General features: G+C 40.0%; 17 protein-coding genes. 8 read left to right on the plus strand and 9 right to left on the minus strand.

Annotation, left to right across the window (positions count from 1 at the left end; translation table 11 throughout):
- Positions 1–431: 431 nt before the first annotated feature.
- From QZ738_RS14300 to QZ738_RS14310, 3 genes are all read right to left on the minus strand, one after another.
- Positions 432–1430, minus strand: coding sequence for an NAD(P)H-dependent glycerol-3-phosphate dehydrogenase (locus tag QZ738_RS14300; RefSeq protein WP_293788439.1), 999 nt, complete (start codon positions 1428–1430; stop codon positions 432–434).
- Positions 1431–1645: 215 nt separating this feature from the next.
- The gene (locus QZ738_RS14305) at positions 1646–2986 is read right to left on the minus strand and encodes an efflux RND transporter periplasmic adaptor subunit (protein ID WP_293788440.1); all 1341 of its coding nucleotides are present in this window, start codon (positions 2984–2986) and stop codon (positions 1646–1648) included.
- Positions 2987–3117: 131 nt separating this feature from the next.
- On the minus strand, positions 3118–4464 hold the full coding sequence (locus QZ738_RS14310) for a TolC family protein (protein WP_293788441.1): 1347 nt from the start codon (positions 4462–4464) through the stop codon (positions 3118–3120).
- Between the two features lie 74 nt (positions 4465–4538).
- On the opposite strand from QZ738_RS14310, the gene QZ738_RS14315 reads away from it, so the two are divergent.
- From QZ738_RS14315 to QZ738_RS14330, 4 genes are all read left to right on the plus strand, one after another.
- Positions 4539–5195, plus strand: coding sequence for a polysaccharide deacetylase family protein (locus QZ738_RS14315; RefSeq protein ID WP_293788442.1), 657 nt, complete (start codon positions 4539–4541; stop codon positions 5193–5195).
- 372 nt (positions 5196–5567) lie between these two features.
- Positions 5568–8333, plus strand: coding sequence for a bifunctional aconitate hydratase 2/2-methylisocitrate dehydratase (locus tag QZ738_RS14320; protein ID WP_293788443.1), 2766 nt, complete (start codon positions 5568–5570; stop codon positions 8331–8333).
- A 182-nt stretch (positions 8334–8515) separates the two neighbouring features.
- Entirely contained in the window at positions 8516–10795 is a 2280-nt protein-coding gene (locus QZ738_RS14325) for an aconitate hydratase (RefSeq protein ID WP_293788444.1), read from the plus strand.
- 136 nt (positions 10796–10931) lie between these two features.
- On the plus strand, positions 10932–11459 hold the full coding sequence (locus QZ738_RS14330) for a DUF3575 domain-containing protein (protein WP_293788445.1): 528 nt from the start codon (positions 10932–10934) through the stop codon (positions 11457–11459).
- Positions 11460–11741: 282 nt separating this feature from the next.
- Here the strand turns inward: QZ738_RS14330 and QZ738_RS14335 are convergent, their stop codons facing one another.
- The 3 genes from QZ738_RS14335 to QZ738_RS14345 form a co-directional block, all read right to left on the minus strand.
- Positions 11742–12179, minus strand: a complete 438-nt coding sequence (locus tag QZ738_RS14335; protein WP_293788446.1) for a DUF2007 domain-containing protein — start codon at positions 12177–12179, stop codon at positions 11742–11744.
- Between the two features lie 52 nt (positions 12180–12231).
- Positions 12232–13569 carry a GH1 family beta-glucosidase gene (locus QZ738_RS14340; protein ID WP_293788447.1) on the minus strand — a complete coding sequence of 446 codons (1338 nt, stop codon included), beginning with the start codon at positions 13567–13569 and terminating at the stop codon, positions 12232–12234.
- A gap of 524 nt (positions 13570–14093) precedes the next feature.
- Positions 14094–15905 (minus strand): DNA mismatch repair protein MutS, encoded by a 1812-nt coding sequence (locus tag QZ738_RS14345; RefSeq protein ID WP_293788448.1) that lies wholly within the window; start codon positions 15903–15905, stop codon positions 14094–14096.
- Positions 15906–16013: 108 nt separating this feature from the next.
- Between QZ738_RS14345 and rlmH the strand changes: the two genes are divergently transcribed.
- Together rlmH and QZ738_RS14355 are read left to right on the plus strand one after the other, a co-directional pair.
- Positions 16014–16487, plus strand: coding sequence for a 23S rRNA (pseudouridine(1915)-N(3))-methyltransferase RlmH (rlmH, locus tag QZ738_RS14350; protein ID WP_293788449.1), 474 nt, complete (start codon positions 16014–16016; stop codon positions 16485–16487).
- Positions 16488–16568: 81 nt separating this feature from the next.
- Positions 16569–16694 (plus strand): hypothetical protein, encoded by a 126-nt coding sequence (locus QZ738_RS14355; RefSeq protein WP_262987382.1) that lies wholly within the window; start codon positions 16569–16571, stop codon positions 16692–16694.
- 60 nt (positions 16695–16754) lie between these two features.
- Here QZ738_RS14355 and QZ738_RS14360 read toward each other — a convergent pair whose 3' ends face one another.
- Together QZ738_RS14360 and QZ738_RS14365 are read right to left on the minus strand one after the other, a co-directional pair.
- Positions 16755–17294 (minus strand): DUF5606 domain-containing protein, encoded by a 540-nt coding sequence (locus QZ738_RS14360; protein ID WP_293788450.1) that lies wholly within the window; start codon positions 17292–17294, stop codon positions 16755–16757.
- A 137-nt stretch (positions 17295–17431) separates the two neighbouring features.
- Positions 17432–17893, minus strand: a complete 462-nt coding sequence (locus tag QZ738_RS14365) for a peptidylprolyl isomerase (protein ID WP_205058801.1) — start codon at positions 17891–17893, stop codon at positions 17432–17434.
- Positions 17894–18123: 230 nt separating this feature from the next.
- Between QZ738_RS14365 and QZ738_RS14370 the strand changes: the two genes are divergently transcribed.
- Together QZ738_RS14370 and QZ738_RS14375 are read left to right on the plus strand one after the other, a co-directional pair.
- Positions 18124–19305 carry an asparagine synthetase B gene (locus QZ738_RS14370; protein WP_293788529.1) on the plus strand — a complete coding sequence of 394 codons (1182 nt, stop codon included), beginning with the start codon at positions 18124–18126 and terminating at the stop codon, positions 19303–19305.
- A 270-nt stretch (positions 19306–19575) separates the two neighbouring features.
- Positions 19576–20316: a porin family protein gene (locus QZ738_RS14375; RefSeq protein ID WP_293788451.1), complete on the plus strand. Its 741-nt coding sequence runs from the start codon at positions 19576–19578 to the stop codon at positions 20314–20316.
- Between the two features lie 78 nt (positions 20317–20394).
- Here QZ738_RS14375 and QZ738_RS14380 read toward each other — a convergent pair whose 3' ends face one another.
- Positions 20395–22401: a putative porin gene (locus tag QZ738_RS14380; protein ID WP_293788452.1), complete on the minus strand. Its 2007-nt coding sequence runs from the start codon at positions 22399–22401 to the stop codon at positions 20395–20397.

Consider the following 22401-nt stretch of genomic DNA (forward strand, 5'->3'; position numbering starts at 1 on the left):
ATAGTGTGTAAAAAAAGCCCTTCTATAAACTGGAAAAAGTTCGCCTTCCTTTATAAGGGCTGACATAAAGATACTGGTTAAATCCTTTCTTTGCAATGTTTTTCCTTAACTTAACGACATTGAACGCCCGCCTGCAACGGGCAGGGGGCTAAGAACAAAGTTGCTGCAAAGAACGACGTAAAAACTCTCAATATCGGGCAAAATACTTCTTGATTTCTTACACCGGCCCATATTCAATAAACCTTATTGAAGCGGCTATCCTTTTTGGTGCAGAAACCAAAATATGCCTGCTAAACCCTCCACAAAAAGATAAGAGCGGAAAGAAGGACTGCACCAACCGAATAGCAACGAACCCTGATTTACAAAAAACATGGATCGCCAAAATTATCTAACGATGAAACCGCTGAAATAAACAGAAAATTTTATGTCATTTAACTCAATTTTTCGGCTAATAACTTCATTTCAATCTGTGGAGACCGTTTCTCGTAAATAATGTTATGAACTGCTTTGCAAATAGGCATATCTACATTGTATCCTTGATTTTTGATGTGCATACATTTCGCCGCATAATAACCTTCGGCTACCATATTCATTTCCAGCTGTGCCGATTTTACGGTGTAGCCCTTCCCTACCATGTTGCCAAAAGTACGGTTGCGGCTAAACTGCGAGTAAGCCGTGACCAGCAAATCGCCCAGATAGGCTGATTCTTTAATGTCGCGGTCTATTGGATGAACCACATCTACAAAACGTTTCATTTCACTTATGGCATTGCTGATGAGCACGGCCTGAAAGTTATCGCCATAACCTAAGCCATGGCAAATGCCGCTGGCTACCGCATAAATATTTTTTAAAACCGCAGCGTATTCAGTACCGAAAATATCGTCAGAAACATTGGTTTTAATATAGCGTGTACTTAAAAGAGAGGCAAATACTGTGGCCTTTTCTACATCGGTACAGGCTATGGTGAGGTAAGATAGTTTTTCAAAAGCTACTTCTTCGGCATGGCAGGGGCCGCTTACCACCAGAATATCATGATAGGGAATGTTGTATTTTTCATGCAAAAATTCGCCGATAATCAGGTTATCTTCCGGCACAATGCCCTTAATGGCAGATACTATTTTTTTTCCTTTTAAATCTTCAGGTGTTATGGTTGCGAGGGTTTCCTTTAAAAATGCAGCCGGTACATTCAAAATCACAAAATCAGCTGATTCTATAATCGAACGGATATCGGACGAGATATGGTCCTGATCGAGCTTTAGCTCAACAGAACTGAGGTAATGCGGATTATGCTTAAATTTTTTAATGTGCTCAATGGCTGTTTCATTACGCATCCACCAAAAAATCTCTTTCTCAGACAAATTATCTGCAAGCATTTTAACAATGGCAGTAGCCCAGCTCCCGCCCCCTATCATTGCTATTTTAGGCACCATGATTATAGAAAAGGTTTAAGGTAAAAGGTGTAAGGCAAAAGGTGTAAGACTTAAGGTTTAAAACGAATACTTTAAACCCTAAACCTTACACCCTAACCTTAGGAATACACCTTAAAGATGGCAAGTTACTATTTCTTACAGATATTTACGACAAAAGTGTGAAGCAGACAGGCAACCCCCTACACCTCAAACCTTTAACCTTACCCCTCAAAAGGCTACTTTTTTCCGTCTTTGCTAAACAATTGGTCTTTAGCTGTTTTTTCTACCACCATCCCGTCTTTCAATTTGTTTTGAATGGCCGAATACGGACCTGTTACAATTTCCTCACCAGCTTTAATACCCGATTTTACGATGATAAACTGATCGTTCTGGATACCGGTAGTAACCTCTGTTTTTTTAACTTTTTTACTTTTGGCATCATAGGTATATACAAATTGTTTTACCTTTTTATCAGTCAGTTTCGATTTCTGTTTATCGGTATTTTCCTCGTTGCCCTGGTTATTGTTGCTTCCACCAGATTTCGCATTATCGGTAAACACCGCCTGGATCGGGATGGCCAATCCGGTTAACGATTCGCTTTCTATATCAACCGTTGCCGACATACCCGGACGGAAAATAGATTGTTGCTTACCTTCCATTTCTTCAGTAATCCGGATTTTTACCGAAAAGTTGGTTACTTGGTCAACAGATGTTGATGCAGTAGTTCCAACAGCTGTTGATGAACTCGCAATTTCGGTAACCACGCCTCTGAACTTTTTGTCAGAGAAGGCATCCACTTCGATGGAAGCCTTATCGCCAATTTTAACTCGGGTAATGTCATTCTCGTTTACATCAACATTAACCTCCATTGAGGATAAGTTGGAAATACGCATAATTTCAGTACCCGCCATCTGCGAAGTTCCCAAAATACGGTCGCCTAGCTCAATGGATAATTTGGAAACTACCCCATCAACCGGCGCATAGATAGTGGTTTTAGCCAAGTTTGCCCCCGCTTCCTTAACATTTGCACCGGTTTGCTCTAAAGTAAATTTGGCGCCTGTTACATTTTCTTTTGCACTGGCTAAATTAGCTTTGGCGGTTAAAAATGCCGCTTTTGCTGCATCGAATTCTGAAGCTGAAATTACTTTTTTATTAAAAAGTTCTACATTACGTTTGTATGTGGCTTCTGCATTTACAAAATTAGCCTGGTTTTGGGCAAGTTGTTGTTGCGCTGCAGCCACGCTGGCTTTCTGCGCGTTGAAAGTGGCCACCGTTCTTTCATAACCCGATTGTAATACATCCGGACGTACTTTACAAAGCAATTGGCCTGCTTTAACAATGTCACCTTCTTTTACCTTTAATTCTACCACCTCACCCGATACTTCCGAGCTTAATTTAACCTCGGTTTCCGGCTGGATTTTTCCACTTGCCGTAACTGTTTCCACAACAGTTTTATCTGATGCTTTTTCTGTAGTTACTTTTTCGGTTTTATTCCCACCAATCACTCCTGCCAGTTTTAACACCACCAGAAGGACTACGATAGCAACTACGGTAATAATAATATGCTTCAGTTTCATAATTTATATTGTATTTCGTTTATTTCGATAATGTTGTAATGTTTAAAGGTTGAAAGCTTATCATGCTGGCTATCCTTTCAGCTTTGGTTTTTTAGCTTTAACCTTTGGTTTTTCCGCTTTTAGCTTTAGTCTTAAAAAACAATCTGTTTGCCCAGATAATAATCAATTACTTTGGCACGGAACAGTAAATCGTATTTGGCCAGGATAAAATCTATTTCAGCTTTATTTCTATTGGTTTGTGCCGTACTATAATCTAAAGAATTTACTAAGCCAACGGCGTAACGCTGCTCGATCACATAAAAAGCATCCTTCTGTGCCTGAAAAGCATTTTGCGTAGAGGAATACCTGCTTTGCGCCGCGTTTAAATCGGCAACCGCCTGATTAATTACTTTGATGAGGTTATTTTTGGCAATCTGCTCATCGGTTTTACGTTGCTGGAATACTATTTTGGCCTTTCTGACAGTTGATCGGGTGGCAAAACCATTAAAGATAGGAATGGAAATACCCATATTAATAGATTTACCAAAGTTATCTGACAATTGGTTGAAAAACGGACTGTTTCCGGGGAAAGCAAACTGGTATTGATAGAAAGATCCTAAACCTCCGCCAAAACTGACTTTAGGATAATAACTACCTTTGGCCACATCAATGCCTTTTTCTGCTGCCTTAGTATTTAAACTTGCCAATTTGATATCGGGAAAGCTGTTTAGGGCCTGTTTATAAATATCACCTGGCACATAAGTATTCTGGATATTGTTCATTTCGTCAACCAATGGCGGCTGTACTTTAAACGTCATCGGTGGCTGAATTTCCATCAATTGCCCTAAAGTTAAAAAAGATATGGTCAATTGGTTCTGGGCATTGGTTAGATTAAGTTCAGCGGTTGCTGCCTGCGATTTGGCCTGCGAAATATCGGCCAAAGTTTTATTACCAACGTCTAAAAGCGCCTGCTCTCTTTTTAAAGTAGCATTGGCCACTTCTAATTGTTGCTGTGTAGCTCTAACCTGATCCTGGTTATTTAAAACCTGCAGGTAAGCCGTTACCACCTGCAATATCAGATCGTTTTTAACCTTTTCTACATTGGTTTGATCTACAGCCAACAATAACTTATTCTGCCTGATTTGATTGAGTAGCGCACCACCGCCAAATAACTGCATATTGGCAGAAACATTTGGACTTAAGCTATAATTCTGAGTGTTTAAAAACAAACCTGATGTTACCTGGCTTCTTCCCCATTGCATAGATTGGTTAACAGATCCATTTACAGCTGGCAATAAAGCGTTTTTAGACTGGCGTACATTTTCTTCGCTGATGGCGGCATTGAATGCAGCTTGTTTGATGGTTAAGTTATTTTTCAACGTATTTTCGACCGCTTTTTCGATGCTGATGACTTCTTGAGCCCTCATTTGCTGACTAAAACTTAATGCCACTAGCAAAGCAGATCCGGTAATTAACTTTTTATGGGTAAACCTCTTCATAATTTGTTTCGATTCTAATATAAACAACTTTAATCATTTCAATCTGTTCAGGCATTTACTAACTTTGGAGTTACATGTACCTGATCAAATCACCGCTTCTGCTAAAATGGTATTATCCATCGCTGTTATGGAATAAATCCCGCACCGAAAAAGTCATTTATCTGACCTTTGACGATGGACCTATACCCAATGTTACAGATTTTGTATTAAAAACTTTGAAAGTCTTTAATGCTAAAGCTACATTTTTTTGCATCGGCGATAATATTGTTAAACATCCCGAAGTTTTTGAACATATAAAAACGGACGGGCATGCCATTGGTAACCATACTTTTAATCATTTAAAGGGATGGAAAACCGATGATGAAACCTATCTCAAAAATACGCTAAAATGCCAGGAACTTACGCAGTCTCACCTCTTTCGCCCACCTTACGGGAGGATAAAGAAGTCCCAAATCCGAAGTCTAAAGTCTCAAGTCGGGAGTCCAGCGTATGAATCCCAACTAAAAACGGAAAACTTCCAACTGCAAATTGTGATGTGGGACGTACTCAGCGGCGATTTTGACATTAATCTTTCGCCCGAGAAATGCTATCAAAATGTAATCAAACATACCGAAAATGGTTCTATCATTGTTTTTCATGATAGTTTAAAAGCATTTGATCGTTTGGAATATGCATTACCCAGGGTGTTAGCTCATTTCTCCGAAAAGGGTTTCACTTTCGCTTCGCTTTAGCGATTGCTGTGCCAGAACACCTAATGCTTATCCTTTGAAGCCAGAACAGGTTTTAGTCATACCCATGGATGTTCAACTGTTCAAAAACGGACAAAACTGTACGGAATTGAACGGTCGATTGACGGTACTAACTGCAGTTTTAATAGCGATGTTCCGCAGAACGATTAGACAAAATCTGATTGTTTAGAATAATTCCAAATTACGCAATCACCCGCTCGAATTCCATAAAAAGCTTGCTTTTTGTTATTTTTGTTTTTATCCAAAAAATTCACTTTTTTGGCTGATAACCACAAATTAATCACAATTAATAGTATTCTTTTAAGAAGTTGTATTTACTGCATCAAACTTCGCCAAAAAGAATAAATAGCTAAGATGAGTATTTATAACGATTATATTAAGGAAATTGAAGAGCGAAAAATTCAAGGTCTTCATCCTAAACCTATTGACAGCGCCGAGTTATTAAGCGAAATCATCGACCAGATCAAAAATGTCAACAATTTTAACAGGGCAGACGCTGTTCACTTTTTCATATACAATACCCTACCGGGTACCACAGCTGCGGCGGGCGTTAAAGCCCGGTTTTTAAAAGAAATTATTGCAGGCGAAACTGTTGTTGCAGAAATTACACCTGATTTTGCTTTCGAACTGCTATCACACATGAAGGGCGGACCTTCCATTAAAGTTTTATTGGATATTGCTTTGGCAGATAATGGAGATAAAGCCAAAAAAGCTGCCGATGTGCTTAAAACACAGGTATTCTTGTATGATGCCGATACCGATCGTTTAAAAGAGGCTTACCAAAATGGTAATGCCATTGCCAAAGAAATATTAGAGAGTTACGCCAAAGCTGAATTCTTTACCGGATTGCCTCCTGTTGCGGAAGAAATTAAAGTAGTAACCTTTATTGCAGGTATCGGCGATATTTCTACCGATTTATTATCACCTGGCAACCAGGCACATTCACGTTCCGATCGTGAATTACATGGCAAATGCATGATTACTCCTGAAGCGCAACAGGCCATTAAAGACCTTCAGGCACAACATCCTGATAAAAGTGTGATGCTGGTGGCCGAAAAAGGTACCATGGGTGTAGGTTCTTCCCGCATGTCGGGCGTGAACAATGTGGCCCTTTGGACAGGTAAACGATCCAGTCCGTATGTTCCATTTGTAAACATCGCACCAATTGTAGGCGGTACCAATGGTATTTCACCTATTTTCTTAACCACAGTTGATGTAACAGGTGGTATTGGTATCGACCTTAAAAACTGGGTAAAGAAAACCGATGAGTATGGAAATGTGGTACGGAATGAAAACGACGAACCGGTTCTGGAAGAAGTATATTCAGTAGCCACAGGTACGGTACTTACGATCAATACCAGAACCAAAAAATTATATAACGGCGATCAGGAGCTGATTGATATTTCAAAAGCTTTAACACCTCAAAAAATGGAATTTATCAAAGCAGGTGGCTCTTACGCCATCGTTTTCGGTAAAAAGATCCAGACTTTTGCCGCTAAAACTTTAGGCATCGAAGCTCCGGTTGTGTTTGCTCCGGCTAAAGAGGTATTTGTAGAAGGTAGGGGTTTAACCGCCGTAGAAAAAATATTCAACAAAAATGCCGTAGGTTTAGCCCCCGGAAAGGTTTTACATGCGGGCTCTGATGTGCGTGTAGAAGTAAACATTGTAGGCTCGCAGGATACGACCGGTTTAATGACCGCTCAGGAATTAGAGGCTATGGCGGCTACGGTGATTTCGCCGATTGTGGATGGGGCGTACCAGTCAGGCTGTCACACAGCGTCTGTATGGGATAAAAAAGCACAGGCAAACATCCCTAAACTGATGAAATTCATGAATGATTTCGGCGTGATTACAGCCCGTGACCCGAAAGGCACTTATCATTCCATGACGGATGTGATCCACAAAGTACTGAATGATATCACCATTGATGAGTGGGCGATCATCATTGGTGGAGATTCGCATACCCGCATGTCAAAAGGAGTGGCATTCGGTGCCGATTCTGGTACAGTGGCGTTGGCACTAGCTACTGGCGAAGCTTCTATGCCGATTCCGGAATCCGTAAAAGTAACTTTCAAAGGTACCATGAAAGAACACATGGATTTCCGTGATGTGGTTCATGCTACACAATTGCAGATGTTACAACAGTTTGATGGCGAAAACGTATTCCAGGGCCGTATTATTGAGGTACACATTGGTACTTTGCTGGCAGACCAGGCTTTTACCTTTACCGACTGGACTGCCGAGATGAAGGCAAAAGCATCGATTTGTATTTCGCAGGATGATACATTAATCCAATCGCTGGAAATTGCCAAGAACCGTATCCAGATCATGATTGATAAAGGGATGGACAACCATAACCAGGTGCTTCAGGGCTTGATCAACAAAGCAAACAAACGTATTGAGGAAATTAAAACCGGTATCAAACCTGCTTTAATGCCGGATACAAATGCCAAATATTATGCAGAGGTAGTAATCGACCTGGATTTGATCAACGAGCCCATGATTGCCGACCCGGATGTAAATAATGCTGATGTTTCTAAACGGTACACACATGATACCATTAGGGATTTAACTTATTACGGTGGCGATAAAAAAGTAGATCTGGGCTTCGTAGGTTCATGCATGGTACATAAAGACGATTTAAAAATCGTTTCTCAATTATTGAAAAACGTAGAGAACCAAACCGGTAAAGTAGAATTTAAAGCTCCATTGGTGGTGGCCGCTCCTACTTACAATATTATTGATGAACTGAAAGCAGAAGGCGATTGGGAATATCTACAGAAATACTCAGGATTTGAGTTTAGTGATGCATTACCTAAAAGCGTAGCGCGTACTGAATATGAAAATATCATGTATTTAGAGCGCCCCGGCTGTAACTTATGCATGGGCAACCAGGAGAAAGCAGCTAAAGGTGATACGGTGATGGCCACTTCTACGCGTTTATTCCAGGGCCGCGTGGTTGAAGACAAAGATGGTAAGAAAGGAGAATCTTTACTGGCCTCCACACCAGTTGTGGTGCTTTCAGCCATCTTAGGCCGTATTCCGAGTATAGAAGAGTACAAAGTTGCAGTTGATGGCATCAACTTAACCAAGTTTACCCCTGTTTCCACAAAACAATAATAAGAAACAAAAAAGCATATTATTTGTTAGGGCTATCAGAAATCTGGTAGCCTTTTTCTTTGCATAAAAATTGCATAGAATGGTTTTAAATAAGATATTATGACAAATCTCCAAAATAATTCTGTTTAAAATTGTTTACTTTAGATAGTACCTTATTGTTAATAATTTATAAAAATTAAAATATGGCTTTTGATATAGACATGATTAAAAAGGTTTACGCAAACTTCGGTAACCGCGTAGAAGCTGCGCGTAAAGTTGTTGGCAGACCTTTAACATTATCTGAAAAAATATTGTATGCCCACCTTTGGGATGGAGATCCTAAAAAGGCATTTAAGCGTGGATCTGATTACGTAGACTTTGCACCCGACCGCGTAGCGATGCAGGATGCGACTGCGCAAATGGCATTATTACAGTTTATGCAAGCTGGGCGTCCCCAAGTTGCAGTGCCTTCTACCGTACATTGCGATCACCTCATTACGGCAAAAGAAGGTGCTGCCATAGATTTACCTCATGCCAGAACAGAAAGTGCTGAGGTTTTTGATTTCTTATCCTCTGTATCCAACAAATATGGTATCGGTTTCTGGAAACCAGGTGCCGGTATTATCCACCAGGTTGTGCTGGAAAACTATGCTTTCCCGGGTGGAATGATGATCGGTACCGACTCGCACACCGTAAATGCGGGAGGTTTAGGTATGGTGGCCATTGGTGTTGGTGGTGCAGATGCCTGTGATGTAATGGCAGGTTTACCCTGGGAACTAAAATTCCCTAAATTGATTGGTGTAAAATTAACCGGTAAATTGAACGGCTGGACAGCTGCAAAAGATGTGATTTTAAAAGTAGCTGGTATTTTAACCGTAAAAGGTGGAACCGGTGCCATCGTAGAATATTTCGGCGATGGTGCTACTTCAATGAGCTGCACGGGTAAAGGTACCATTTGTAATATGGGTGCTGAAATTGGTGCAACTACTTCTACTTTCGGTTATGACGAGAGTATGGAGCGTTACCTACGCGCTACAAACCGAAACGAAGTGGCAGATGAGGCAAATAAAATTGCCGCATATTTAACCGGCGACCCGGAAGTTTATGCTGATCCCGAAAATTATTTCGATCAGGTGATTGAGATTGATTTAGATACTTTGGAACCCTACTTAAACGGTCCTTTTACACCAGATTTGGCTACTCCGGTTTCGCAAATGAAAACGGAAGCCGAGAAAAATGGCTGGCCATTAAAAGTAGAATGGGGCTTAATCGGCTCTTGTACCAACTCTTCATACGAAGATTTATCAAGAGCAGCTTCTATCGCCAATCAGGCAATTGCAAAAGGTTTAACCACTAAAGCCGAATTTGGTATAAACCCGGGTTCTGAGCAGGTACGTTACACCGCAGACCGCGATGGTTATTTAAAAACTTTCGAAGATTTAAGTGCAACGATATTTACCAACGCCTGCGGTCCATGTATTGGTATGTGGGACCGTACGGGTGCGGAGAAAGCAGAAAAAAATACCATTGTACATTCCTTCAACAGAAACTTTGCTAAACGTGCCGATGGTAACCCGAATACTTACGCGTTTGTAGCGTCGCCAGAGATGGTGGCTGCCATTGCCATTTCGGGTAATTTAGGATTTAACCCATTAACGGATACCCTAACCAATGATAAAGGGGAACAAGTTAAATTAGACCCGCCTACCGGTTACGAATTGCCAACCAAAGGTTTCGCGGTAGAAGATGCAGGTTTCCAGGCCCCGGCAGCTGATGGCTCGCAGGTACAGGTTCTGGTATCGCCAACTTCCCACCGTTTACAGTTATTAGATCCGTTTGCTCCTTGGGAAGGTACCGACCTTAAAGGCCTGAAACTATTAATTAAAGCCAAAGGTAAATGTACAACCGACCACATTTCGATGGCTGGTCCGTGGTTAAAATTCCGCGGTCACCTGGACAACATTTCAAACAACATGTTAATTGGTGCGGTAAACTATTTTAATGATAAAACTGATACCGTTAAAAACCAGCTAACCGGAGAGTATGGCCCGGTACCGGCTACACAACGCGATTATAAGGCTGCTGGTTTAGGTTCAATTGTGGTGGGCGATGAAAACTATGGTGAAGGTTCATCACGTGAACATGCCGCCATGGAGCCACGCCACCTGGGCGTTCGTGCGGTATTGGTAAAATCTTTTGCCCGTATCCATGAAACAAACCTTAAAAAACAAGGCATGCTGGCCTTAACTTTTGCCGATAAAGATGATTACGATAAAATTTTGGAAGGCGATACAATTGATATTTTAGGCTTAACGGAGTTCGCTCCTGATCAACCGTTAACCCTGGTATTACACCATGCAGACGGCACTACTGAGGAGTTTGCGGTTAATCACAGCTACAATGCACAACAAATAGAGTGGTTTAAAGCTGGTGGTGCGTTGAATATCATCAGGGCCGAAGCTGCTGCAAAAGCCGCATTATAGTCTGGAGTCCGTTTTCGGAGGTCCAAAGTCTCGATTGATACCATCAATCCCGTTTTGTTAAGGCATAACGGGATTTTTTGTTTGTAAAAAAGAATATTAAATCTATTTTTACAGCTCAAACAAACTAATCAAATTAATGAAAAAGCTCTTTTTATGTGCCGCTATGGCCGCGACTTTTCTATGCGCAAAAGCACAGGATGCAGAAAACACCATTAAAATCAATCCTTTAAGTGCCCTCATCAAAACCGGATCAGTTTTTTACGAGCGTAAACTCAATGATGGAGTTTCGTTACAGCTCGGTTTGGCTTATACTGGCCTAAAACTGGATGATGTTAAATTTACGGGAGTTGCGGTTACCCCAGAAGCCCGTTTCTATTTAAAACAAAGGGCAATAAGTGGTTTATATGCTGCTCCATTCTTAAGATACCAGAATTATTCTGTTACCGACGGATCAGACAAAGGAAAATATAGTTCATTTGGCGGAGGAGCTTTGATGGGACGCCAGTGGGTTTATGGAAGTGGCTTTGTACTTGATATTTTCTTTGGTCCGAGTTACAACAGTGGAAAGTATAAAGCCACTCAAGGTAATAACGAACCAGATATCAAAGGCGGGATTGAAGGCTTTGGTCTTCGCACCGGTATTGCGTTAGGTTTCGGTTTTTAATCTATACAGCATTCTTATAATCCCGTTCTGTTTATTCAGAATGGGATTTTTTTTCCCCCCTTACCCCGGCGTATAAAGTATATTGGAGACATTGCCCTGATCTGGTAAATACCGGAATTATTTCAGGGATTGTATCGGCTGGATGAATGCTGACCGCGAAGTAGCTACAAGACAATTAAAAATACCACCTCTGCCTGTAAAATGAATTCAGCATAACGATTGCCTGAGCAATATGTATTAGAAAACACTCTCGCCATAAAGGATTACCTGATATGATTAAATCTACTTAAACTCAAAACCGCAATCATAACAGTGATAACATTTATTGGCTTTAATTGGCGTAGTAAATGTTAAAAAGGCTAACATGGTAGCCCAAAGACTGTATTTTTTTTCGGTTGCCATTCCGTAACCTACATTGGCAGAGCCACATCTTTCACAAACGGTTTTGCTTTCTGCTGATTCTTCTTCATCAATAATTTCATCTGATGATTCAAAATCCAAGCTATTGTCTTCAGCCAGTAAAGCATTAATTGCTTCCACATCTCGTTCAAAAACAATAAGTTTAACACCACCTATGGCCTGGTTATAGAGCGGCTGAATGGTAGATACATTTTCATCTGCCAGAAAACAGGCAAATCCTCTATCTTCCAATTTGGCTTTGATGATATTGGCCTCCATTGGGTTATAAAAGGTGCTATAAACTACGGTTCTATCATTCATACCTCAAGCGAATAATTTATCCGGTAAAGATAGCAAAAAAACGATTTAACAACTAGCTTCTTAGGAATTCTTTCCACCAGTAACCCGAATCCTTGATGGTACGTTCCTGGGTTTTGAAATCATTATAAACGAGCCCAAACCTTGCTGTAAAACCTTCGGCCCATTCAAAATTATCCATTAATGTCCAGGCCATGTACCCCGCAACCTTAATTCCTTCATTTTTGAGTTTGAACAGGGCTGCGAGGTAAAGTTTAAAGTATTCGATCCGTTCGGGGTCTTCTACCCTTTTATCAATTAATTTATCGTGATAGGCTGCACCGTTTTCGGTGATGATGATATTTTTAATGGCCGGATAGGCGGCAAACTGTTTTACAATATGGTAAAAGCTATCGGCATTAATTTCCCAACCCATTGCTGTATGTGGTTTTTTTCTGCTTTTGGCTTTCACTTCCCAGGCCTGGATTACCGGAATAAAAGCATTATATTTTACTGTTAACGGAAAATAGTTTTGAAGACCAATAAAATCGAAGTCGAATTTCATCCGTTCCTGCCATCGCCAGGTACCATATTCAATCTGAAATTTTTCTAACACGTCCCAATCTGCAGTAGGAAAGCCCGTACCCAATGTAGGCTCTACAAACAAACGGTTCATTAAACAATCTATCCGCTTTGCAGCCAACACATCGTTATCGCTTTCGGTATAAGGGATTATCTCCGAGCAGGAATAAGTAGTTCCGATATTCGCCTTGGCTACCTCGGCACGTAAAATTTTAGCACCCTCGGCCTGTGCTAAAGCCGTATGTAAAACTGCCGGAAAAAAATTGCTCAAGCCTGTTTTTCCTGGAGCATGTACCCCAAGCATATAACCCAAAGATGTGTAACCGAAAGGCTCATTCAGTACGATCCAGTTTTTTACTTTATCGCCGTATTCTAATGCACAGATACTTACAAAAGCATTAAAGGCAGCATTAATACCAAAACTTGTCCAGCCGCCCTCATCTTCCAGGGCCTGCGGTAAATCCCAATGATAAAGCGTAACATAAGGTGTAATCCCGTTTGTTAAACATTCATCAATAAGATGATGGTAAAAACGGATACCTTCCTGATTGATCTCTCCCCTTCCGCTGGGTAAAATCCGCGACCAGGCAATAGAAAACCGAAAAACCTTAAACCCCAGATGTTTAACGAGTGATACATCTTCGGTATAACGATGATAAAAATCGCAGGCAGGATCTAATTTATGGTTCTTCTTTATTTTGCCATTTTTCGCCGTAAAAGTATCCCAGATGGAAGGTCCTTTACCATATTGCGTTGCTGTGCCTTCTATTTGTGCTGCAGCAGTAGCTACCCCCCATAAAAAATCCGAACCGAAATCACTTGATTTAATCATTGTTTACCAATTAATTGCCATAAGTTGCAAGTTTAATGTTAACGTATCATTAACAATCCAAATGATTCGAAATAAAAACATTTTTCCAGATGGTAACATCTGTTACCATCATTTGTTATTCAGCCCCCAATTTTTTACGTGGGGTTAGTGCAATCTGGTGGTACCACCTGACTGGTTTAAATAACTATCAGATGGAAACATCTGACACCACAAATAATTTTAAACATATAAGCTCGTTGTGCTTTTTACGTAAGGTTAGTGCAGTTTGGTGTTACCACCGGACTGGTTTAAATAAGTGTCAGATGGAAACATCTGACATCACAAATGTATAAGCTCATTGTGCTTTTTACCTGGGGTTAGTGCAGTCTGGTGTTACCACCTGACTGGTTTAAATAAGTGTCAGATGGAAACATCTGACACCACAAATGTATAAGCTCGTTGTGCTTTTTACCTGGGGTTAGTGCAGTCTGGTGTTACCACCGGACTGGTTTAAATAAGTTTCAGATGGAAACATCTGACACCACTTACAGCTTTAAGCCAATTTCCTGAAGCAAGATAGCTGCATTAAAAGTTTTGCACGGCCCATGTTTTAGCAGATAATCGAATCTCATTTCTCCGTCAGTAATCTGGATATCAAAATGGAAATTGCGGACTGCTTCAGGATGATCGATAATCAGATCGGCCAGTTGCAGATCATGGGTTGCAAAAAGAGCAGGTGTTTTTTCAGCAATCAGCTTTTGTATAAAAACCTTCGATCCTAAATATTTATCGCGGCTATTGGTACCACGAAGCATTTCATCAATCAATACAAAAGTATCTTTATCTTTTACCACATTGTCCAGGATCATTTTCAAACGGTTAAGTTCTGCCTTAAAAGTAGAAGTACTTTCGTTTATTGAATCTTTGATCCGCATATAGGTATTGATCGAAAAAACCGATAATTGCATATTCTGTGCGCAAACCGGGGCACCTGCGTAAGCCAATACCATATTAATCCCCAAAGTACGCAAAAAAGTACTCTTACCTGCCATATTAGAGCCGGTCACAATATCAACTGTGGGTTTTGCCTCCACCCGAAAATCATTATTTACCCTCAATTGACTATGAATAAGCGGATGGCCAATATGAGTGGTAGCCAGTTCAAATTGATCGGTAATGACCGGAAATACCCAATCTGGCTGATTGTAAGCTGTTGTGGCCAGCGAAATCAGTTCTTCGAAATCGCCCAGGTGATCAAGCGCAGCAATTACATCTTCCGACGATGATTTGTACCAAATATCTAAATTAATACAACATTTTAAATCCCAGAGTAAAAGGGCATTGAGAACGCCTCCTACAATGATATTTAGCCTGGCATCAAAATTCTCGATAATCTTCGTTAGCGCTTTAATTTCCCTACTTACAACATTTTTTGAATCAAGTAAACTTTTTGTATAGCTGCTTTTCCAATTTTGGTTCTCTGCCCATAAAATAGCGCTTGCATAGCCGTTTAGCAGGTTCGAACTTCCACCGAAGCTATAAAACACTTTGTTGATTTTTGAACCCAGCAATACATTCCACCCGATATGGATCACTACTAAAAGCGCCAATATTTTCCAGAAAACACTACTGACCAAAAGTGCGGCCAGCACTACAGCGATAGAAATATAGGGCACCAGTGTCACATAAAACCGCATAAAAGTTCCTTTAACAAAGCTCAACTGTTCACCCAGTTGGCTCTTTAACTGCATTTTGATCAGTTCTATTTTATCAGGATCGTAACCATGGAGGTTAGCCCTAAAACTATAGGTTTCTGCTATTTTATCTGTTATTTCTATTATGGCTTCCTGTCGGAGCAATATCCTCGTCCTCGTCGATTTTTCCGCAAAATTTTTAGCCAGCAGCATATTGCCTGTTTTGGTACTGCAACGGTTAATGAGGGCAAACAGCGATGCAGGTCCGAAAATATCAAGATCAGCAGTATAAGGATGCTGCTCAGATTCGAAAGCCTTACCATGGTCGTACCCATTAGCGATACCATTTAAAATATTCCATTCGTTCTGATACACCCATAAAAGCTGTTTTTTATACTCGATTTGACGATCTAGCCGGCTTTGTCTGCGTACAACAATCGCAAAGGCAATTATTGGTACCAATAAGCAAATTTCGATTAATGTCCTGAGGCTATCATCTGCCGAACGCAGCAGCAACACAAAAAATAAAATTTCACTGAGGAACAAACCGATGCGTAAGAAAGATAGCTGATCGATCAGTTTTTTTGTCCGATCGATATTGGTAGTCACTTCATTTATTTTCTCCTGGTAACCGGCTATAATGGCTTCTTGTAATTTCTGCATGATTTTATTCTATATATTTCCGAAGTGATCAGATCGATAGATTGTCTTTTTTGTTACAATTTTCTCTAAGTTTGAAGTTCGAAATCCTAAAGATAGGCAAAATATTAAATGAAGATTACCCTGATCGCCATTGGCAAAACCGAAGATAAATATTTAATTGAGGGAATTGATAAATACATCAACCGCCTTAAGCATTATATAAATTTTAATTTTCTAGCCATACCTGATGTAAAAAATGTTAAGAACCTGAGTGAAGCACAACAAAAAGCAAAAGAAGCAGAACTCCTACACAAGCAGATCAGTAACGGCGACATGGTGATTTTGCTGGATGAGAAAGGAAAAAAGTACTCATCGGTTGAGTTTTCCAATTATTTAAACAAACAGATGATTGGCAGTGTTCAACATGTAATATTTATTATTGGGGGGCCTTACGGATTTGAAGAAAGTATTTATAAACGGGCAAATGGCTTGATTTCGTTATCAGATATGACTTTTTCGCACCAGATGATCAGGCTATTTTTTGTGGAGCAGCTTTATCGCGGATTTAGTATCTTAAAGGGGGAACCGTATCATCACGCCTAGCGAGGGAAAATGCTCGAGATGGGCTATTTTGATGTGATATGGAAAACGGAAATAAAAATCATCATTAAATAAAAAGACACGATGTTACTAGATAAATATAAACGGGAATACAGGTACAAGAGCCGCCAGGGTGGCAGCAACAAATACTTATGGATCAGCATTATCATTTCATTGATTATCGGCGGATTGATCTGGTATTTTGGTTAAGCGCATAAAAAAACACCAGACAAGCTGCCTGGTGTTTTTTATGTTTCCCTTTATTACAGCTTAAACGCCTTTCTTACTGGTCATATTAGCTTTTTTAGCCGGAGCTGAAGTTTTGGTAGTTGCTTTTGCACTGGCTGCCGCCTTGGCGCCTGTAGCTTTTACTTTTTTATCAGCCGTTTTCTCTTCAGCTAATTTAGCTTCTGCAGCTGGTGCCGGTGTTTCAGGTGCTTCTTCCGTAAACAAAGGAAGATCTTTAAGCAAGTTATACCAGGTAATGATTTTTTTCATATCCGAAGCATAAACTTTTTCCTGATCGTGGCCTGGAGCAACTTCCAAAAAGAAAGGACGTAAATCGCCTTTAAGATCAGGGGTACTTCCTTTAGCTGCAATTTCGGCAAAAATATCAGCCAATTTAATTTCTTCCTCTTCACCATATACCGTAATATCTTCTAACGAAGCTAATTTTGTATTGGTGATGTTGGCTACAATTTTAGCTTTTTGTGCATCTAAGCTTTCTAAAATGTAACCCACCTTATTTTGTCCTACCAGTTTAAATAATCCCGGTCTGCCAGATACGGCAACTATTCCTCTTAAGTTCATATGATGTGTGTTTAGCGGTTGGGGGTTAGCGAAATAAATTGTCTACCGCCAAACGCATAATATATTTAATGTTTAAAAACCCTTACTGAGCACCTGGCGTAGCGCTTTAAACGCTTACCACCAAACACCCTGCGCTCTTAATCTTCTAAAACTTCAATATTTACAATCTTATCACCCTGGCGAATATCATCAACAAGATCCACATTCTCTATAACTTTACCAAAGCAAGTATGGTTGCGATCTAAATGAGCGGTGTTTGCTCTGCTATGACAGATAAAAAACTGTGAACCACCGGTATTACGGCCGGCATGGGCCATAGATAGCACACCACGATCGTGATATTGGTTTTCGCCATCCAGTTCGCAATCAATTTTATAACCCGGACCACCGGTACCAGCCAAATGTGCTTTAGCCGGATCCTTTGAGTTTGGACATCCGCCCTGAACCATAAAGTTAGGGATTACACGGTGAAATGTTACACCATCATAAAAGCCTTCTTTAGCTAATTTTTTAAAGTTTGCAACGGCTTTCGGCGCATCATTCTCGTAAAACTCTACGGTCATGTTACCTTTTTCTGTTTTTATTATTGCTTTACTCATATTAATATCGGTACTAATTTTAAATTATATGGCTTAAAAAAATTTTTTTTTAAAAGTAGACGGCAAAAATAGCAAAATTGTATAACTTATAACATCATTAAATTTTTCCATCCCGTTTAAATACGGTATTTTAGTATTTTAAGTATACCGATTTGATAAAGAAATATTATATCCTGCTCATCTGCCTGCTTTGCTCTCTTGGGCTTAGGGCTTCTTCCCTGTTGATTTATATGGATGAAGACCAAAAAAACCATCTTAAAGCGTATGGTATTGCGTATTGGACCATCAGCAAACAATTGGAGGTTGACTGGCTTTTAAATTATCGTGGCGGCAGCTTTTTAATTAAATACAATAAAGTAGTCGAAGATGAACTTAAAATCCGCGGTATATCTTACGAAGTAATGGCCGATGGAAAGGTGACCGGTCTTTTAAACGAAATCAGCGACCCTGCCGTGAATATGGACATGGTTAAACTGGAAAAGACACCCAAAATTGCCGTATACTCTCCGAAAAGCAAATTGCCATGGGACGACGCGGTTACGCTTGTTTTAACCTACGCAGAAATACCATACGATGTCATTTATGATGATGATATCCTTCAGGATAAATTAAACAAATACGATTGGCTGCACCTGCACCATGAAGATTTTACCGGACAGTATGGCCGTTTTTGGGCTAATTTCAGGTATGCCACCTGGTACCAGGAAGATGTTAAAAACCAGGAAGCATTGGCGAAAAGAATGGGTTATAAAAAAGTATCTGAAATGAAACTGGCAGTGGCCAAACATATTAAGGAGTATTGTGCCGGCGGTGGTTTTTTGTTTGCCATGTGTTCTGGCACCGATAGTTTCGACATTGCCCTGGCTGCAGAAGGTGTAGATATTTGCGCGCAGATGTTTGACGGGGATCCGGCCGACCCCAATGCACAATCGAAGCTTGATTTTGACAAAACGCTCGCTTTTCAGAATTTCAGACTCGATAACAATCCCATGAATTACGAATTTTCGGATATTGATGTGACCCAAACCCGTACCCTGAACCAGGCTAACGATTATTTTACTTTATTTGATTTTTCGGCGAAGTGGGATCTGGTGCCAACGATGCTTACCCAGGACCATGACAAGGTAATTAAAGGTTTTATGGGGCAAACCACAGCCTTTAAAAAAAGCCTGGTTAAAACAAGTGTGACCGTTCTGGGCGAAAACAAGGGTGCCGCAGAGGTGCGATATCTACATGGCGAAATTGGCAAAGGCCAGTTTACCTTTTATGGCGGACACGATCCGGAAGATTATCAGCACGCTGTAGGTGATCCACCAACCGATTTGAACCTGCATCCGAATTCAGCTGGATATCGTTTAATCCTTAATAACGTACTTTTTCCGGCGGCCAAAAAGAAACCTCAAAAAACTTAATTCAAAGCGCTGCCATTATTCCCTTTAGTTTTAAAAATGTTCAATCTGCCGCTGTATTCCTGTTATGTGTACAGTAAATAGTTTCGTATACCAATCCCCACCTGGAGGACAACCATACCTGATACTCATAAAAATCATACTGATAACCAACAATTTAGCCGGCAAAATGTAACACACTTGATACTTTGGCACAGCTTTTGGTTTAGCAGAGGCAATTAACGAACAGGTGATACCTGTAATTTAAACAAGATTTTTATAAAGAAAAATATCATGAAAAAGTTATTATTAAGTGCTTCAGTAGTTTTATTAGCAACAGCTGCTTTCGCTCAGAACACCATGACAGGTAGTGACGCCAGATTTGGAATAAAAGCGGGAGTAAACCTGGCAAGATTTCACGCCAGCGGTACTGATGGAAGTACATCATTCAACGACAATGCAAAGGACAATGTTGGTTTCAATGTAACAGCATTTGCTGATTTCGGTGTAGGAAACAATTTCTTTATTCAACCAGGTGTATCCTTACAGAATAAAGGTACTAAATCCGAATCCACCAGTTCTGCTACGGTTGGTGCCAATACCATTACTACCGCAAGCACCAACAAAATTAACCTGATGGCAATTGAAGTTCCTGTAAATGCAGTGCTAAGAATTCCTACTGGTAATGCTGGCGCTGTACAGGTTTCTGCAGGCCCATACATTGGTTTCAACATTTCAGGTAAAACTAAACAAGAATCGTCTGTTACTACCTTGAACAATAATACCAATACATCTACAGTAGCTAACAGGTCAGACGAAAACGATCTAAAATTTGGTTCATCAAATGATAAAGATTTTAGCGGTACAGAGTTTGGTGCCAACTTCGGTTTAGCTTACCGTACAAATTCTGGTTTTTTAGTGGGTGCCAACTACGGTTTAGGACTTTCGAACTTAATTCCTAAAGATAGCCGCGGTAACTCTGATGCAAAATTAACTAACCGTGTATTAGGATTCACAGTAGGTTATTCATTCTAGTTTATACCATACCTATGAAAAACAAAAACCTTCCCGATGTTAAATCGGGAAGGTTTTTTTATATAACTAATCATGTTATTAATCGTAGAAATTCCAGCTTACGCCAAATTTCAATAAGGCATCTTGCATAGGATATCGGTTTACCGTATAATAACCTGGTTGGAAGAGTCCCTGGTTTATAAAATCATACTTCACAAAAATATTGGCTCTTTTCAAATTCGCTTTAAAAAAAGCATCAACTATTGGCCTTGATTGCAGCTTTGTTGGATTGCGCTCGTCAATATAAAATTGTGCCGTAGCAGGTGAATATAAGTAATTTGCATATTCAGAATTGTACCTTACGTCAAATCCGATATTAGCTTTTAATACTTTAAAGAAAGTATTATCAAAATAGATGCTGTTATAAGTATAAAGCTCTGGTGTTCTTAATACCGCATTTTTATCTGTTTTCTGATAAGCGATATAGTTTTCCATTACAAATTTACCGAACCGGGTTTTCTTAGATACATCCAACCTGATCAAACTAATATCTGCAGTAGCCTGTTTTGGCAAAATAGCAGTTGTGTTATTGGTTAGGTCTGCAGTAAAATAAAGATAATTACTGGTTAAGTAATATTTGGCACCTGCAGTAAAACCATACTTATCATTGATATAATTGAAAGATAAATTGGCAATTTTTGTATTCTTAAAATCATTGTTTGTCCACTGGTAATGATTGCCATGATAATAATTAAAAATAGCTGCCGGTGTTTGGTTCTGCGCGTAGGCACCCAGCTCAATCCGGCCAATGGTTTTGCCTAATAGAATTTTGCTTTTTGCCTCGTATAGATAATCACCTGCGTTTTCCCCCTGCAAAATTTGCTGTACATCTAAATTGAAGTCAATGTTATTGGAAAACCGATAGCCCGCCGCGCCTAAAATGGTAATGTTCTGATAGGCGAACCTGCTTTGCTCATAACTGGTGCCGTCTTGCTTTAAACCCAGGTATTCATGTGTATAATAATCGTGCCTTACCCCCGCATCAACCTTTAATTCATTTTTAATAACCGAAGTATTTTTGGGTCTTAAAAAGAAACTATAGATAAATTCATTTTTGATGTGTTTTACATGGGTAGAATCATTGGTATAGGTTGTACTTGACATTCCGGGAGGGAGCACATTATTGGCGTCCGTTCCGTTTTTATAGAAATCATAACTATCGTTATTATACTCAAATGTATACGACACCTTATTTGTAGGTAAAACTGCGTTATTAACATTTGTAGCGGTATCTATTCTGCCTACATAATAGGTTTGTTTCAAAAAAATGGTATTTTTCCGGTACAAATTTCTGGCGTCTGATAAATTTACAGGCTCCGCTTCTCTTGAAATTTTAGAATAATCAGGATCAAATAATCCTGTAGCTACGGTAGAACCATTCTCGTAGGCCCGCATGGTGTTAAAAATTGCCGATGCCCACATATTATAACGTTTGCCAGGCGATTGGTACCATGAAAATATAGCAACATTCAAATTATCGCCTCGCTGCCTCGAATAAAACCCTTTTGAATCGCCACGGTTAAAGTTAACCCCAACATTCCAGTTCTTTTTAATGTTCTGTGTATGGATAGCCCTAAAAAGCTGTTCTTTTTGGCCTGCACTCACAAAATACAAGCTGGTAAAAGGTGTTCTGGCCTGATAGTAAATGATATCATCAGGCGTTAAAGCATAGTAATCGAGTGAATGAAAGCCCGGATCAAAACCAATACGCTTACCAGGTTCGTACAGTAAAGGCCTGGCCGAAAGCCCCATGTTACCATTGTTAATGGTTGGATGGGTAGGCTGCAAAAGCGGGCTATAATTCTGAATATTTACGGTTGACGTATCAAGCGGCAACAGCACAATGCTATCTTTGGTTAAAGACAGCTTGGTGTAACGAATGTACTTCGCGGTAAAAACGACCGAATCTTTACCCCCATCCAGCTTTTTCCTTACTGAATCGAGTTCTTTATTGGTACCAACACTAGTTTTCAAATCTTGTGCAAAGGCTTTGTTCACACCTAAAAGCAGTAAGAGAAAAAAACAGATTTTAACAGCTTTATGCAT

The sequence above is a fragment of the uncultured Pedobacter sp. genome (genome assembly GCF_913776295.1).
Taxonomy (GTDB): Bacteria; Bacteroidota; Bacteroidia; order Sphingobacteriales; family Sphingobacteriaceae; genus Pedobacter.

What these genes read in the sequence shown, in the direction of transcription:
- QZ738_RS14300 (WP_293788439.1), bottom strand. Translation starts at nt 1,430, where the DNA reads ATGGTGCCTAAAATAGCAATGATAGGGGGCGGGAGCTGGGCTACTGCC.
- QZ738_RS14305 (WP_293788440.1), bottom strand. Translation starts at nt 2,986, where the DNA reads ATGAAACTGAAGCATATTATTATTACCGTAGTTGCTATCGTAGTCCTT.
- QZ738_RS14310 (WP_293788441.1), bottom strand. Translation starts at nt 4,464, where the DNA reads ATGAAGAGGTTTACCCATAAAAAGTTAATTACCGGATCTGCTTTGCTA.
- QZ738_RS14315 (WP_293788442.1), top strand. Translation starts at nt 4,539, where the DNA reads ATGTACCTGATCAAATCACCGCTTCTGCTAAAATGGTATTATCCATCG.
- QZ738_RS14320 (WP_293788443.1), top strand. Translation starts at nt 5,568, where the DNA reads ATGAGTATTTATAACGATTATATTAAGGAAATTGAAGAGCGAAAAATT.
- QZ738_RS14325 (WP_293788444.1), top strand. Translation starts at nt 8,516, where the DNA reads ATGGCTTTTGATATAGACATGATTAAAAAGGTTTACGCAAACTTCGGT.
- QZ738_RS14330 (WP_293788445.1), top strand. Translation starts at nt 10,932, where the DNA reads ATGAAAAAGCTCTTTTTATGTGCCGCTATGGCCGCGACTTTTCTATGC.
- QZ738_RS14335 (WP_293788446.1), bottom strand. Translation starts at nt 12,179, where the DNA reads ATGAATGATAGAACCGTAGTTTATAGCACCTTTTATAACCCAATGGAG.
- QZ738_RS14340 (WP_293788447.1), bottom strand. Translation starts at nt 13,569, where the DNA reads ATGATTAAATCAAGTGATTTCGGTTCGGATTTTTTATGGGGGGTAGCT.
- QZ738_RS14345 (WP_293788448.1), bottom strand. Translation starts at nt 15,905, where the DNA reads ATGCAGAAATTACAAGAAGCCATTATAGCCGGTTACCAGGAGAAAATA.
- rlmH (WP_293788449.1), top strand. Translation starts at nt 16,014, where the DNA reads ATGAAGATTACCCTGATCGCCATTGGCAAAACCGAAGATAAATATTTA.
- QZ738_RS14355 (WP_262987382.1), top strand. Translation starts at nt 16,569, where the DNA reads ATGTTACTAGATAAATATAAACGGGAATACAGGTACAAGAGCCGCCAG.
- QZ738_RS14360 (WP_293788450.1), bottom strand. Translation starts at nt 17,294, where the DNA reads ATGAACTTAAGAGGAATAGTTGCCGTATCTGGCAGACCGGGATTATTT.
- QZ738_RS14365 (WP_205058801.1), bottom strand. Translation starts at nt 17,893, where the DNA reads ATGAGTAAAGCAATAATAAAAACAGAAAAAGGTAACATGACCGTAGAG.
- QZ738_RS14370 (WP_293788529.1), top strand. Translation starts at nt 18,124, where the DNA reads ATGGATGAAGACCAAAAAAACCATCTTAAAGCGTATGGTATTGCGTAT.
- QZ738_RS14375 (WP_293788451.1), top strand. Translation starts at nt 19,576, where the DNA reads ATGAAAAAGTTATTATTAAGTGCTTCAGTAGTTTTATTAGCAACAGCT.
- QZ738_RS14380 (WP_293788452.1), bottom strand. Translation starts at nt 22,401, where the DNA reads ATGCATAAAGCTGTTAAAATCTGTTTTTTTCTCTTACTGCTTTTAGGT.